The 13,332-nt window shown below is 70.0% G+C and carries 10 protein-coding genes; 3 read left to right on the top strand and 7 right to left on the bottom strand.

The window, feature by feature from the left end:
- Positions 1–25: 25 nt before the first annotated feature.
- Positions 26–1,948 (bottom strand): protein kinase, encoded by a 1,923-nt coding sequence (locus OG285_RS12665; protein ID WP_371791004.1) that lies wholly within the window; start codon positions 1,946–1,948, stop codon positions 26–28.
- Positions 1,949–2,728: 780 nt separating this feature from the next.
- On the bottom strand, positions 2,729–4,438 hold the full coding sequence (locus OG285_RS12670; RefSeq protein WP_356828742.1) for a glycerol-3-phosphate dehydrogenase/oxidase: 1,710 nt from the start codon (positions 4,436–4,438) through the stop codon (positions 2,729–2,731).
- Between the two features lie 217 nt (positions 4,439–4,655).
- On the opposite strand from OG285_RS12670, the gene OG285_RS12675 reads away from it, so the two are divergent.
- Positions 4,656–5,906, top strand: coding sequence for a nucleotide sugar dehydrogenase (locus OG285_RS12675; protein WP_356828744.1), 1,251 nt, complete (start codon positions 4,656–4,658; stop codon positions 5,904–5,906).
- 152 nt (positions 5,907–6,058) lie between these two features.
- A complete protein-coding gene (locus OG285_RS12680; protein WP_371791005.1) occupies positions 6,059–6,568 on the top strand; it encodes a hypothetical protein in 510 nt (169 codons plus the stop codon).
- 219 nt (positions 6,569–6,787) lie between these two features.
- Here the strand turns inward: OG285_RS12680 and OG285_RS12685 are convergent, their stop codons facing one another.
- The 4 genes from OG285_RS12685 to OG285_RS12700 form a co-directional block, all read right to left on the bottom strand.
- Positions 6,788–7,912, bottom strand: a complete 1,125-nt coding sequence (locus tag OG285_RS12685) for a GuaB3 family IMP dehydrogenase-related protein (RefSeq protein ID WP_356828747.1) — start codon at positions 7,910–7,912, stop codon at positions 6,788–6,790.
- A 105-nt stretch (positions 7,913–8,017) separates the two neighbouring features.
- Positions 8,018–9,520, bottom strand: a complete 1,503-nt coding sequence (gene guaB, locus OG285_RS12690) for an IMP dehydrogenase (RefSeq protein ID WP_356828749.1) — start codon at positions 9,518–9,520, stop codon at positions 8,018–8,020.
- A 383-nt stretch (positions 9,521–9,903) separates the two neighbouring features.
- Positions 9,904–10,491 carry a sigma-70 family RNA polymerase sigma factor gene (locus tag OG285_RS12695; protein WP_371791006.1) on the bottom strand — a complete coding sequence of 196 codons (588 nt, stop codon included), beginning with the start codon at positions 10,489–10,491 and terminating at the stop codon, positions 9,904–9,906.
- A 233-nt stretch (positions 10,492–10,724) separates the two neighbouring features.
- A complete protein-coding gene (locus OG285_RS12700) occupies positions 10,725–11,336 on the bottom strand; it encodes a response regulator transcription factor (protein WP_003948568.1) in 612 nt (203 codons plus the stop codon).
- A gap of 393 nt (positions 11,337–11,729) precedes the next feature.
- Between OG285_RS12700 and OG285_RS12705 the strand changes: the two genes are divergently transcribed.
- A complete protein-coding gene (locus OG285_RS12705) occupies positions 11,730–12,053 on the top strand; it encodes a WhiB family transcriptional regulator (protein WP_164262592.1) in 324 nt (107 codons plus the stop codon).
- A 247-nt stretch (positions 12,054–12,300) separates the two neighbouring features.
- On the opposite strand, the gene OG285_RS12710 is transcribed toward OG285_RS12705, so the two are convergent.
- The gene (locus tag OG285_RS12710; RefSeq protein WP_356828753.1) at positions 12,301–13,191 is read right to left on the bottom strand and encodes a LysR family transcriptional regulator; all 891 of its coding nucleotides are present in this window, start codon (positions 13,189–13,191) and stop codon (positions 12,301–12,303) included.
- Positions 13,192–13,332 lie beyond the last annotated feature (141 nt).

A 13,332-nucleotide genomic window follows, 5' to 3' on the forward strand; every position in this document is an offset into this window, starting at 1 on the left:
GTCCTCTCACAATACGTGTCCTGGGTCACTTCTTGGGAGCGAACGTCTTGAACGCCGTATTACGCAGCGTGGTGCACTCGTCGTCGTTCCAGTCGCTCGCCTTGCAGCTGACCATGATCGAGTAGCCGCGCTTGGCGTCCACCTTGAATCCCCGGTTCAGCACCCGGACCCGCTGGCCGTTCTGGTCACGCTCGAACGACCAGTCGGCGACGGTCGGATAGCCGTTGTACTCGACCTTGTGTATGCCGAGGTGCTTGTAGCCGCCGACACTGGCCCGCAGACCACCGACCGCCGCCTGCCAGGCGGCGGCCGCGTCGTCCTTGGGCGAGTCGTTGAAGTCGATCTGGACGCGCGGGAAGCCGCCGCTGGTCTTGTTGTAGATCCCGCCCGAGCTCACCCCCGCTATGGCCGTGCGGTGGAACCCGGCAGGCATGGCCATCGTGAAGCGGAACCGACCGTCCGTCACCTTCTTGTAGCCACTGGGCAGCGCGTCACCGGCGGAGGGCTCGGACGGCTTCCCGGAGGGCGTGGGCGAAGCGCTCCCGCTGCTCTGCCCCTTGCCCTGATCGCCGTTCTTGCCCTGGTCGCCTGTCTTCCCCTTGCCCGTGTCCTTGCCGTCGTTCTTGCTGTCGCCACCGGCCGTCGCACCACTCGAAGCGCTCTTGTCACTCTTGGACTTGCTCTGATTGCCCTTGTCGTCGCCGCCGAGAGTGAAGGCGAGGACGGTCCCGAGCACCGCGAGTGCGACAACGGCCGCGATTATCACCAGGGTGCGCCGCGGCACGACATCGGTGAGCGGCGCCCTGACCCGGGCGGGCGGTCCGGCCGGTGCGGCGGCGGGCTTGGCCGGAGCCGGCTCGGACCTGGCGTTCCGTACGGAGTTCAGCGCGCCGCGCACCCGGTCGGCCGCAGCGGTGTCCCTGGCCTTCTGAAGCCTGGACTCCTTGGCCGGCCTGACTTCCTTGGCGGGCCTCGGCTCCTTGGCCGCCTTGGCGGGCTTCGCGGGTCTGGAATCCCCCGCGTCCATGGGCTCGTCGGGAACCGGCGGCAGCGGCACGACCCGCGTCGCGTCGGCCGCGACCGTCTCGGCAGCGGGTTCCGGCGCGTCCGGAGCGTGGATCACGGCGTTCAGCAGGCGGCGGGCGCCCGCGTCGTCGAGGCGCTGGGCCGGATCCTTGGCGAGCAGACCGTAGATGACCTCCGACAGGGCTCCCGCGTTCTTCGGCGGGTCGAGCGATTCAGTCATCACCGCGGTCAGGGTCGCGATGGCCGACCCCTTGTCGTAGGGCGGCACGCCCTCGACACTCGCGTACAGCAGCCCGCCCAGCGACCACAGGTCGGCCGGCGGCCCCGGCTTGTGGCCGCGCGCCCGCTCGGGCGAGATGTACGAGGGGGCGCCGACCAGCATTCCGGTCGACGTCACCGACGGGTCGCCCTCGACCTGTGCGATCCCGAAGTCGGTCAGCACGACCCGCCCGTCCTCGGCGATCAGCACGTTGGACGGCTTCACATCGCGGTGCAGGATTCCCTCACGGTGCGCGAGGCGCAGCACGTCGAGGATCGCGAGGCCCACCTCGGCCGCGCGCACGGGTGTGAGGACGCCCTCCTCCCGTACCAACTCGGCCAGCGAGCAGCCCTCGACGAGCTCCATGACGATCCACGGCCGGTCGTCCTCGTCGACCACGTCGTAGACAGTCACCGCTCCGTTGTTACGGATCCGGGCAATCGCCTTGGCCTCGCGCAGCGTACGCGTCACGAGTCTGCGCTTCTCGTCCTCGTCGATGGCCGAGGGGAAACGCAGCTCCTTCACCGCGACGGTGCGGCCGAGTGTCTCGTCCACCGCCCGCCAGACGGTGCCCATGCCGCCCTTGCCGAGCACACCCCCAAGCCGGTACCGCCCAGCCAGGAGGCGCCCCTTGGTGTCCTTCGCCTGCTCCGCCTCCGACATGCGTCCCCTCTGCGTTCAACCCGCCCTGGCAGAGCGTCCATTGTCTCTCACTCCGGCACCGATGATGGTGCCGGGTCCGTGGGCGACCATCATGGGCCATGCGGGAGCCTTTTCCTGCCACGCCGGTGTCGCATCTGCCGCTCGCCACTGCGGCGGATCCCGGTACCGCTCGGCGGTACCACCCAGTCCCTGCCCGGAGAACCCGAGGTCAAGCAGGCGTCGAGCAGGCGTACGGCACGCTTCCGCTCCGCGCAGACCGCCTCCTGCCGCCCCTGCAGACTTCAGCGTCCCGCCCCTCCCACACAGCTCTTTCACCCGACACCGCCATCCCCCCTGGCACCACCCCGGATCGGCCCGGCACCACCCCGGCCCGGAACGGCTCGACCCGGACACGGCCCCGGCTCGGCCCAGTTCACCGCCCCGGCCCGGCCCAACTCACCGCCGGCTCCCGACCCTGTTCTCTCCCTCACATCCCGATCCCGAACCCATGCGTCGCTCCACCCCTCGACTCAGCCCCCAGACCCAGCCCCTCACCCCCGCCCCCGGACGAGGACTTCCGCCGGACCCGCCGGACCCGGCGGACCCTGCGGACCCGGCCGGGACTCTGCCGCAGCAGTTCCCGGCCGGACGGGCAACCGCTGCCGGAGCCCACCACAGCTCCGTACAGCGTCACCCACAACGCCTGCCGTCTGGATCAGGCCCGGCTCGCAAGGTCCGGCACCCGCATCCCATTCATTCACTCACTCACTTACTCACTCACTCACCCACCCACTCACTCACTCACTCAAGCGGCACGATGTCCGGCGCCCCCAGCCGCGCCGCGTCCGCCGTCAGGTCGTCCGGCTGGCGCTGCGACTCCCGTTCCGCCTCGACCCGCTTCTCGTAGTGTTCGATCTCCGCCTCGATGCGGCTCTTGTCCCAGCCCAGCACCCTGGCCATCAGACCGGCCGCCTCCCGTGCGCTGCGCGTGCCCCGGTCGAACGTCTCGATCGAGATGCGCGTGCGCCGGGTGAGTACGTCATCCAGATGCCTGGCCCCTTCGTGCGAGGCCGCGTAGACGACCTCCGCCCGCAGGTAGTCGTCCGCGCCGCCCAGCGGTTCGCCCAGCGACGGGTCCTCCGCGATGAGGTCCAGGACCTCCTGGGTCATGGCGCCGAAGCGGTTCAGCAGGTGTTCCACCCGGGCCACATGCAGGCCGGTCCGCTTGGCGATGCGCGCTCGCGCGTTCCACAGGGCGTTGTACCCCTCGGCACCGATCAGCGGCACGTTCTCCGTGACACACTCGGCGACCCGCTGGTCCAGCCCGTGTACCGCCTCGTCCACCGCATCCTTCGCCATCACACGGTAGGTCGTGTACTTCCCGCCCGCGACGACCACGAGACCCGGCACCGGATGCGCCACCGTGTGCTCCCGGGAGAGCTTGCTGGTCGCGTCGGACTCCCCGGCCAGCAGCGGCCGCAGGCCGGCGTACACGCCCTCCACGTCGTCGCGCGTCAGCGGCACGGCGAGCACCGAGTTGACGTGTTCGAGCAGGTAGTCGATGTCGGCGCTGGACGCGGCCGGATGCGCCTTGTCGAGATCCCAGTCCGTGTCGGTGGTCCCGACGATCCAGTGGCGGCCCCACGGGATCACGAACAGCACCGACTTCTCGGTCCGCAGGATGAGCCCGGTCGTCGAGTGGATCCGGTCCTTCGGCACGACCAGGTGGATCCCCTTGGACGCCCGCACATGGAACTGCCCGCGCTCGGCGATCAGCCCCTGTGTGTCGTCCGTCCACACTCCGGTCGAATTGACGACCTGCTTGGCGCGGATCTCGTACTCCCCGCCCCCCTCCTCGTCCTTCACCCGTACGCCGACGACCCGCTCGCCCTCCCGCAGGAAGCCGGTCACCTTGGCCCGGTTCGCCACCAGTGCGCCGTAGCTCGCGGCCGTCCGTACCAGCGTCGCCACATGGCGCGCGTCGTCCACCTGCGCGTCGTAGTACTGCAAGGCGCCGACCAGCGCGTCCTTCTTCAGCGCGGGGGCCAGCCGCAGTGCGTGCTTACGGGTCAGATGCCGGTGCAGCGGCAGCCCGCGGCCGTGTCCCGACGAGACCGACATGGCGTCGTACAGCGCGACGCCCGAGCCCGCGTACCAGCGCTCCCAGCCCTTGTGCTGCAGCGGATAGAGGAAGGGCACCGGTTTCACCAAGTGGGGTGCCAGCCGCTCCAGGAGCAGCCCGCGCTCCTTCAGCGCCTCCCGTACGAGCGCGAAGTCGAGCATCTCCAGATAGCGCAGGCCTCCGTGGATCAGCTTGCTCGACCGGCTCGACGTGCCCGAGGCCCAGTCCCTCGCTTCGACCAGACCGGTCGCCAGTCCGCGCGTCGCGGCGTCCAGCGCCGTCCCCGCGCCGACCACACCACCCCCCACGACCAGTACGTCCAGTTCACGCTCGGCCATCCCGGCGAGCGCCTGTGCGCGCTCCTCGGGCCCCAGTGTCGCTGTCCTCACTGCTGCCTCCCGTTGATCAGGCCGCCGAAGCGGTGTCCGGTGCACCCTCGATTCTGTCCGCGATCTCCCACTTCAGCCACCGCCTGTGGACAACACACGGACACCCCGGCCCGCCCAATACCGCAAATCGGTCATATTTACTCCTAACCTGACATTGCGCTGTCCACAGGACTTGCGCACTCGTCCCCCTCCGGCTATTGGGAAGGACGGATCACCCATGCCCGCAGATCTCGCCGTGATCGGACTCGGCCACCTCGGCCTGCCGCTCGCCCAGGCCGCCGTCGCCACAGGCCTCGAAACCATCGGCTACGACACCGACCCGCGCCGCCTGCTTCAACTCGCCGCCGGCCACACCCCCGTCGACGGCTCCCTGAGCGCGGCCGACATCCGCCGGATGCTCTCGGGGGGCTTCCGGCCCGTCACCGATCCGGCCGAACTGGGCCGGGTCCGTACCGCCGTCATCTGCGCACCCACCCCACTGGGCGAGGACCGGGCACTCGACCTGGCACCGGTCACCGACGCGACCCGCGCACTCGCCGCCAGGCTGCGCCCGCACACCACGGTCATCGTCGAATCGGCCGTCTATCCGGGCACCACGGAAGAAATCCTGCGCCCCCTCCTGGAAGAGGGGTCCGGGCTGCGGGCCGGGCGGGACTTCCACCTCGCGTACTCCCCCAGCCGCCTCGACCCCGGAAACCGGACCCACCCCTACGCGGCGACCCCCAAGGTCATCGGCGGTCTGACCCCCGCCTGCACCGAATCCGCCGCGGCCTTCTACGGCCGGTTGAGTGACAAGGTCGTACGAGCGCGCGGCCCCCGCGAGGCCGAAATGACCAAACTGCTCGAAACCAACTACCGGCACGTCAACATCGCCCTGGTCAACGAGATGGCCGTGCTCTGCCACGAGCTGGGCGTCGACCTCTGGGACGTCATCCGCTGCGCCGAGACGAAGCCCTTCGGCTTCCAGCCCTTCCGGCCGGGCCCCGGCGTCGGCGGCCACGGCGTCCCCGTCGACACCGCGGGCCCCCCGCACACCGTCCGCCCGCTGCGCATGGTCGAACTCGCCCAGCAGGTCAACGACCGGATGCCGCAGTACGTCATCCAGCGCTGCGCCACCCTCCTCAACGAGCACGGCAAGTCGGCGCGCGGCGCCCGCGTCCTGCTCCTGGGCGTCACCTACAAGCCCGACCTCGCCGACCAGCAGAACTCCCCGGCCGGCGAGATCGCCCGTCGGCTGATGGACCTGGGCGCGTCGGTGAGCTACCACGACCCGTACGTCCCGGACTGGCGCATCCGCGACGTGCCGGTCCCCCGCGCGGACTCCCTCTACGAAGCGGCTGCGGGCGCGGATCTGACGGTGCTGCTCCAGCACCACCGGACCTACGACCTCCAGGGCCTCGCGGTGAAGGCGCAGCTGCTGCTCGACACCCGGGGAGCCACCCCGGTGGGAGCCGCCCACCGGCTGTGACCGCCGGCCGCAGGCCCGTCGGCGGGTGCACACCGCGCTGTCCCCGCGGCCGCCGGATGTGAATGTCATGTGTGGATGTCGGTGCGGGCTGCTAGCGTGCGGCCTTCGTCACTCGCACAACCGTGCGCATCTGTCCCAGGGGGGACCCCGTCATGACCCAGCCCGCGCCACCGCCCCAGACACCGGATCCGTCCTCGGACCGACTGGCGCAGTACCAGCCGCCGGGCTTCGGCTTCCCGATGGCGCCGCAGGCCGCCCCGGCGAAGGTCAACATCGCGGGCGGCATCGTGGTCGCCGTGATCACCGCCCTGGTGGTGGGCGCGGCGTACGGGGGCATCCTCGGGGCCACCAAGCACGAGTTCGGTTACGCGGCCGTCGCCGTGGGCTTCATCATCGGATTCGCCACGGGCAAGGTGGGCGGTGACCACGTGGGCCTGGCAGCCGCGGGCGCCGTCCTGTCACTGGTGTCCGTCTACTTCGGACAACTGCTCGGAGAGGCGATCATCGCGGCCAAGCAGCTCCCGATCTCCGTACCGGAACTGTTCTTCCAGCACTTCGGCCTGCTCAACGACGCCTGGCGGGCCGACTCCGACTTCATCAGCTACCTCTTCATCGCCATCGCCGTGGCCGCGTCCTTCGCAGGCATGAAGCGGGCGCTCTGACAACACGGGCCGCCCCGGGCACGGGCCACCGCTCCGGGCACCGTCCGCACCGCTCCAGGACACCGCCCGCTCCACGGCACAGCCACGCCCCGGGCACCGCCCGCCCTCCGGCCGGCGCAGGCAGCACGAAGCCCGGACCGCGACTGCGGTCCGGGCCTGTGCACGGCGCCACACATGCGGGAACCGGAGACCGGTGGGGTCCAGTGCCGCGGCGTCGGCTCAGCGCTTGTGCTGGGCGTCCGCGACCGTCACCTCGACGCGCTGGAACTCCTTGAGCTCGCTGTACCCCGTGGTCGCCATCGAACGGCGCAGCGCCCCGAAGAAGTTCATCGAACCGTCCGGGATGTGCGAGGGACCGGAGAGGACCTGCTCGGTCGTGCCGACCATCCCCAGGTCGACCAGCTTTCCGCGCGGCACGTCCTCGTGGACGGCCTCCATGCCCCAGTGGTGCCCCTTGCCGGGCGCGTCCGACGCGCGGGCCAGCGGCGAGCCGATCATGACCGAGTCCGCGCCGCAGGCGATGGCCTTCGGCAGGTCGCCGGACCAGCCGACACCGCCGTCCGCGATGACGTGCACATAACGGCCGCCGGACTCGTCCATGTAGTCGCGGCGGGCCGCGGCCACATCGGCGACCGCGGTCGCCATCGGGACCTGAATGCCCAGCACATTGCGCGTGGTGTGCGCGGCGCCGCCGCCGAAGCCGACGAGCACGCCGGCCGCTCCGGTACGCATCAGGTGCAGCGCCGCGGTGTACGTCGCACAGCCGCCGACGATGACCGGGACGTCCAGCTCATAGATGAACTGCTTCAGGTTCAGCGGCTCGGCGGCACCGGAGACGTGCTCGGCCGAGACCGTCGTACCGCGGATGACGAAGATGTCGACGCCCGCGTCCACGACCGCCTTGGAGAACTGGGCGGTGCGCTGCGGGGAGAGCGCGGCCGCGGTGACCACACCCGAGTCGCGCACCTCCTTGATCCGCAGGCCGATCAGGTCCTCCTGGATCGGGGCCGCGTAGATCTCCTGGAGACGCCGCGTCGCGGTCTCCTCGTCGAGCCCGGCGATCTCGTCGAGCAGCGGCTGCGGGTCCTCGTACCGCGTCCACAGACCTTCGAGGTTCAGGACTCCGAGGCCGCCCATCTCACCGATGCGGATGGCGGTCTGCGGGGACACGACCGAGTCCATCGGAGCGGCCAGGAACGGCAGCTCGAACCGGTAGGCATCGATCTGCCAGGCGATCGAGACCTCCTTCGGGTCCCGGGTGCGCCGGCTCGGCACGATGGCGATGTCGTCGAACGCGTACGCCCTGCGGCCGCGCTTGCCGCGCCCGATCTCGATCTCAGTCACGATGTGTGGCCTTTCCCTCTACGTCTGCCGTTCCAGTATCCCCGACGCGCACGCGGAAGCCCGCGGGCCGTCCGGCCCGCGGGCTTCCGCGGTGGTACGTACGCCTCAGCGCCGTGCGTAGTTCGGGGCCTCGACGGTCATCTGGATGTCGTGCGGGTGGCTCTCCTTGAGCCCCGCCGACGTGATCCGGACGAACCGGCCCTTGCTCTCCATCTGGTCGACGCTGGCCGCGCCCACATAGCCCATCGTCTGGCGCAGACCGCCGACGAGCTGGTGCAGGACGTTGCCCAGCGGGCCCCGGTAGGGCACCTGGCCCTCGATGCCCTCGGGCACGAGCTTGTCGTCGGACGACACGTCTGCCTGGAAGTAACGGTCCTTGGAGTACGAGCGGGCCTGGCCACGCGTCTGCATCGCGCCGAGCGAGCCCATGCCGCGGTACGACTTGAACTGCTTGCCGTTGATGAAGAGCAGCTCACCGGGCGACTCCTCGCAGCCGGCGAGCAGACTGCCCAGCATCACGCTGTCGGCACCGGCGGCGAGCGCCTTGCCGATGTCTCCGGAGTACTGGAGGCCACCGTCGCCGATCACCGGGACGCCCGCGGCACGCGCGGCGAGCGCGGCCTCGTAGATCGCCGTGACCTGCGGGACTCCGATACCGGCGACCACGCGGGTGGTGCAGATCGAGCCGGGGCCGACGCCGACCTTGACGCCGTCCACACCCGCGTCGACCAGCGCCTGGGCACCGTCACGGGTGGCGACGTTCCCGCCGATGACGTCCACGGAGACGCTCGACTTGATCTTCGCCATCCAGTTGAGGGCGTTGCTGTTGTGGCCGTGCGAGGTGTCGACGATCAGGAAGTCGGCTCCGGCCTCGGCGAGCGCCTGGGCGCGGTCCAGCGCCTCCGGGCTCGCCCCGACGGCCGCGCCGACGAGCAGCCGGCCCTCGCCGTCCTTCGCCGCGTTCGGGTACTTCTCGGCCTTGACGAAGTCCTTGACCGTGATCAGGCCCTTGAGAATGCCCGCGTCGTTGACCAGCGGAAGCTTCTCGATCTTGTGGCGGCGCAGCAGCTGCATGGCGTCGGCGCCGGAGATCCCGACCTTGCCGGTCACCAGCGGCATCGGGGTCATGACCTCGCGCACCTGGCGGTTGCGGTCGGACTCGAACGCCATGTCACGGTTGGTGACGATGCCCAGCAGCTTGCCCGCGGGGTCGGTCACCGGGACACCGCTGATACGGAACTTGGCGCACAGCTCGTCGGCCTCGCGCAGCGTCGCGTCGGGGTGCACCGTGATCGGGTCGGTGACCATGCCGGACTCGGAACGCTTGACCAGATCGACCTGGTTGGCCTGGTCCTCGATCGACAGATTGCGGTGCAGTACACCGACACCGCCCTGCCGGGCCATCGCGATGGCCATCCGGGCCTCGGTGACCTTGTCCATCGCGGCGGACAGCAGCGGGATGTTCACGGTGACGTTCCGCGAGATCCTGGACGAGGTGTCGACGGCGTTCGGGAGCACTTCAGATGCGCCCGGCAGCAGCAGCACGTCGTCGTATGTCAGCCCGAGCGTCGCGAATTTCTCGGGCACTCCGTCGACGTTTGCAGTCATGACACCTTCCCCAAATGGCCTTGATCGGTGCGGATGTCCATGCTAACGGGCCGGAGAGGCGTCTCATTCCACGATCGCCCCGATCGGGAATCCTTGGAGGTTTCTACCGCCGGACCGGTCCCGGGTGCCCGCCCTGCGGGAAACTGCAACGTCTCCCGGCGCCTGCCGGCGACGGGATGTGCCTGCCCGAGCCCGGGCCGCCCGGGCTCGCGCTGCGCGTGCCGGTGACTGTGGCTGCGCCTGCCAGTGACAGCGGCTGCGACTGTGGCTGCGACTGTGACGAAGGTCCCTGCGCGGCATCTGGTGCGACGAAAGTCTCGTGCCGACGAACTCTCGCGCTGACGAAGGTCTCGTGCCGAGGAGGACCTGACGCCGACCAGGGCCTACTGCTCGGCCAGTGCCCGCAGCCGGCTCAGAGCTCGGTGCTGAGCGACCCGTACGGCCCCCGGCGACATCCCCAGCATCTGCCCGGTCTCCTCGGCGGTCAGCCCGACGGCGACTCGCAGCACCAGCAGTTCGCGCTGGTTGTCCGGAAGGTTGGCCAGCAGCTTTCGGGCCCAGGCGGCATCGCTGCTGAGCAGCGCACGCTCCTCGGGGCCGAGCGAGTCGTCCGGCCGCTCGGGCATCTCGTCCGACGGCACGGCCGTGGATCCGGGGTGGCGCATGGCCGCCCGCTGAAGATCGGCGACCTTGTGGGTGGCGATGGCGAAGACGAAGGCCTCGAAGGGCCTGCCCGTGTCCTTGTAACGCGGCAGCGCCATCAGGACCGCGACGCAGACTTCCTGGGCAAGGTCCTCCACGAAGTGGCGGGCGTCGCCGGGCAGCCGGTTCAGCCGCGTACGGCAGTAGCGCAGGGCCAGCGGATGGACGTGCGCCAGCAGGTCGTGCGTGGCCTGCTGGTCTCCGTCTACAGCCAGGTGGACGAGCGCGCCGATGGCCCCATGGGCATTCGCAGCCTCGTCGTCCCGCATCGGTCCATGGTGCCTCGGCACCGAACCATCCGCTTCACCACGCTCGTAGTTGTGCACTGAAGCGTTATGAGCAGGTGCGCCGGAACTCATCCGCTGCGCCCTCCCCTCCCGCTCGAACGACTCGTCCCCGAGGAACTCCACACCTCAAGGATGCGGCATCGCGCGGGAAACAGAGTTGGGGCGTCCGCCACCCCGTCCGCCACCGAGCGGACGGGGGTCCTGCCGGTCATCCTCTAACGAACCAGGCCCCACCGGAAACCGAGCGCCACCGCGTGCGCACGGTCGGAGGCGCCGAGCTTCTTGAACAGCCGCCTGGCGTGCGTCTTCACCGTGTCCTCGGAGAGGAAGAGCTCCCGGCCGATCTCCGCGTTCGACCGGCCGTGACTCATCCCTTCGAGTACCTGGATCTCACGCGCGGTGAGCGTGGGAGCCGCGCCCATTTCGGCCGAACGGAGTCGCCGTGGGGCGAGCCGCCAGGTCGGATCGGCGAGCGCCTGCGTGACCGTCGCACGCAGCTCGGCGCGTGAGGCGTCCTTGTGCAGATAGCCGCGGGCACCGGCGGCGACCGCCAGCGCGACACCGTCCAGATCCTCAGCGACCGTCAGCATGATGATCCGGGCGCCGGGGTCGGCCGAGAGGAGCCGGCGCACCGTCTCCACACCACCCAGACCGGGCATCCGTACGTCCATCAGAATCAGGTCCGAACGGTCGGCACCCCAGCGGCGGAGGACTTCCTCGCCGTTGGCCGCCGTCGTCACCCGCTCGACGCCGGGCACCGTCGCGACCGCGCGACGGAGCGCTTCTCGGGCAAGCGGGGAATCGTCGCAGACGAGGACGGATGTCATGACCGCCCTCCGCAGCTGATGCGCGTCACCTTGAGCCTCCAGGCTGGGTACAAATCGTCACCTGTGCGGTCGACGCCTCTCGGACATGTGCCCGAGCGCTTCTTGTTTCAACCGCCCACGCACTCTCAACGATGGTCACTCGAAAGAGTTACGGGCCGGACGGCCGCCTTCGGCACTCTACGTGAGGGGACGGTCGCGGAGGAGAGTTCCACGCACCAATTGTCTAGTTTGAGAGGTAATGACCCGTTCAGCTGCTTTTCTTCCATTTTGCTGGTGTCTATGACTAGATTCGTAATGAGTCATATTTACATCTACTTACATCGTGGATGTACGGTCGCGGGTGCGGTCGACATCACCGCCCCCGCCTCAGCAACGGCTTCAAGGGGACAAGCAATGGCAGATTTTTCCCGCCTTCCCGGACCCAATGCCGACCTATGGGACTGGCAGCTCCTCGCGGCCTGCCGCGGGGTGGACAGCTCGCTCTTCTTCCATCCGGAGGGCGAACGGGGCGCAGCGCGCAGCGCGCGTGAGACCTCGGCGAAAGAGGTGTGCATGCGCTGCCCGGTCCGCGCCGAGTGCGCGGCGCACGCGCTCGCCGTACGGGAGCCCTACGGAGTGTGGGGCGGCCTGACCGAGGACGAACGCGAGGAGCTGATGGGGCGGGCCCGCAACAGGCTGATCACCGCAGCGACACCGAACGGTTCCGGCCCCGCTTAGCCGGTCAGCACCTGAACCTTGCGGCGAAACGTTCCTGCACACCCATGCCCACCTTGCCCATGCCCTCCTCCCGCGCGCCCGCCTCCTGCCCGCCCGCCTCGTGAACACGGGTATCTGTGCGTCCGTACGTCTGCCCGCCCTCCCCTGAACACCATGTCCGCACCACCCACAGGGCAGCGGACAGCTGGGCAACAGTCAGCCGGGTGGCGATTCGGCGCGGCGGCCAGGCCGTCATGCAGCGTTCGACTCAGCGCGCGGCGGCCCGGGTGAGCCGGTCCAGGGTCGCCGCGATGGCGGGGACCTGGGCCAGATCCGGCAGGGTCAGTGCGACGATCTCGCGCTGAACCGCCGGCTCCACCGATACCGTCCTGGCACCCATGGGCCGTACGGACTCGATCGCCAACTCCGGCAGCACAGCCACCCCGAGACCCGCGCCGACCAGGCCGATCACCGCTGGATAGTCGTCGGTCGCGAAGTCGATCCGCGGGGTGAAGCCCGCACTCTCGCAGACCTCGACCAGCTGTCGGCGGCAGCGCGGGCAGCCCGCGATCCAGGACTCGTCGGCCAGGTCGCCCACGGTGATGGCGTCCGCGTCTGCCAGCCGGTGCCCGGCCGGGACCAGTCCGACCATGCGGTCGGTGAGCAGCGGCCGTACGACCAGGTCGTCCCACTCGTCCGTGGCAGGCCCGTAGCGGAAGGCGAGCGCCACATCGCAGTCCCCGTCGCGCACCATCTCGACGGACCGCGGCGGCTCTCCCTCGACCAGGGAGACCCGGGTGCCGGGATGGGCGGCCCGCAGCGCCGCCAGGGCGGTGGGTACCAGCGTCGAGCTGCCGCTGGGGAAGGACACCAGCCGCACCCGGCCCGCACGCAGCCCCGCGATGGCGGCGACCTCCTCCTCGGCTGCCGTGAGCCCGGCGAGGATGCCGCCCGCGTGCCGGACCAGGGCCTCGCCCGCCTGAGTGAGGCGCATTTCGCGGCCCGTGCGGATCAGCAGCGTCGTCCCCGAAGACGCCTCAAGGGCCTTCATCTGCTGGCTTACCGCGGGCTGGGTGCAGCCCAGTTCGCGGGCGGCCGCGGAGAAGGAGCCGGTGGCGGCGACGGCTCGCAGGACGCGGAGATGGCGGGCCTCGATCATGATGCAAGCATAAGCGACTCTTGGGGCAGCCGCGGATTATCGCGTACTGGCTATGACGGCGAGGGGCGATGCGGTGCCGGGGCTGCGGCAGGGGCCGGGGCCGGTACCGCGGCGGGGCACCGGACTCACCGGAGAGTCCGG

It is taken from the genome of Streptomyces sp. NBC_01471 (assembly GCF_041438865.1).
Classification (GTDB): Bacteria; Actinomycetota; Actinomycetes; order Streptomycetales; family Streptomycetaceae; genus Streptomyces.

What these genes read in the sequence shown, in the direction of transcription:
- OG285_RS12665 (WP_371791004.1), bottom strand. Translation starts at nt 1,948, where the DNA reads ATGTCGGAGGCGGAGCAGGCGAAGGACACCAAGGGGCGCCTCCTGGCT.
- OG285_RS12675 (WP_356828744.1), top strand. Translation starts at nt 4,656, where the DNA reads ATGCCCGCAGATCTCGCCGTGATCGGACTCGGCCACCTCGGCCTGCCG.
- OG285_RS12680 (WP_371791005.1), top strand. Translation starts at nt 6,059, where the DNA reads ATGACCCAGCCCGCGCCACCGCCCCAGACACCGGATCCGTCCTCGGAC.
- guaB (WP_356828749.1), bottom strand. Translation starts at nt 9,520, where the DNA reads ATGACTGCAAACGTCGACGGAGTGCCCGAGAAATTCGCGACGCTCGGG.
- OG285_RS12695 (WP_371791006.1), bottom strand. Translation starts at nt 10,491, where the DNA reads ATGCGGGACGACGAGGCTGCGAATGCCCATGGGGCCATCGGCGCGCTC.
- OG285_RS12700 (WP_003948568.1), bottom strand. Translation starts at nt 11,336, where the DNA reads ATGACATCCGTCCTCGTCTGCGACGATTCCCCGCTTGCCCGAGAAGCG.
- OG285_RS12705 (WP_164262592.1), top strand. Translation starts at nt 11,730, where the DNA reads ATGGCAGATTTTTCCCGCCTTCCCGGACCCAATGCCGACCTATGGGAC.
- OG285_RS12710 (WP_356828753.1), bottom strand. Translation starts at nt 13,191, where the DNA reads ATGATCGAGGCCCGCCATCTCCGCGTCCTGCGAGCCGTCGCCGCCACC.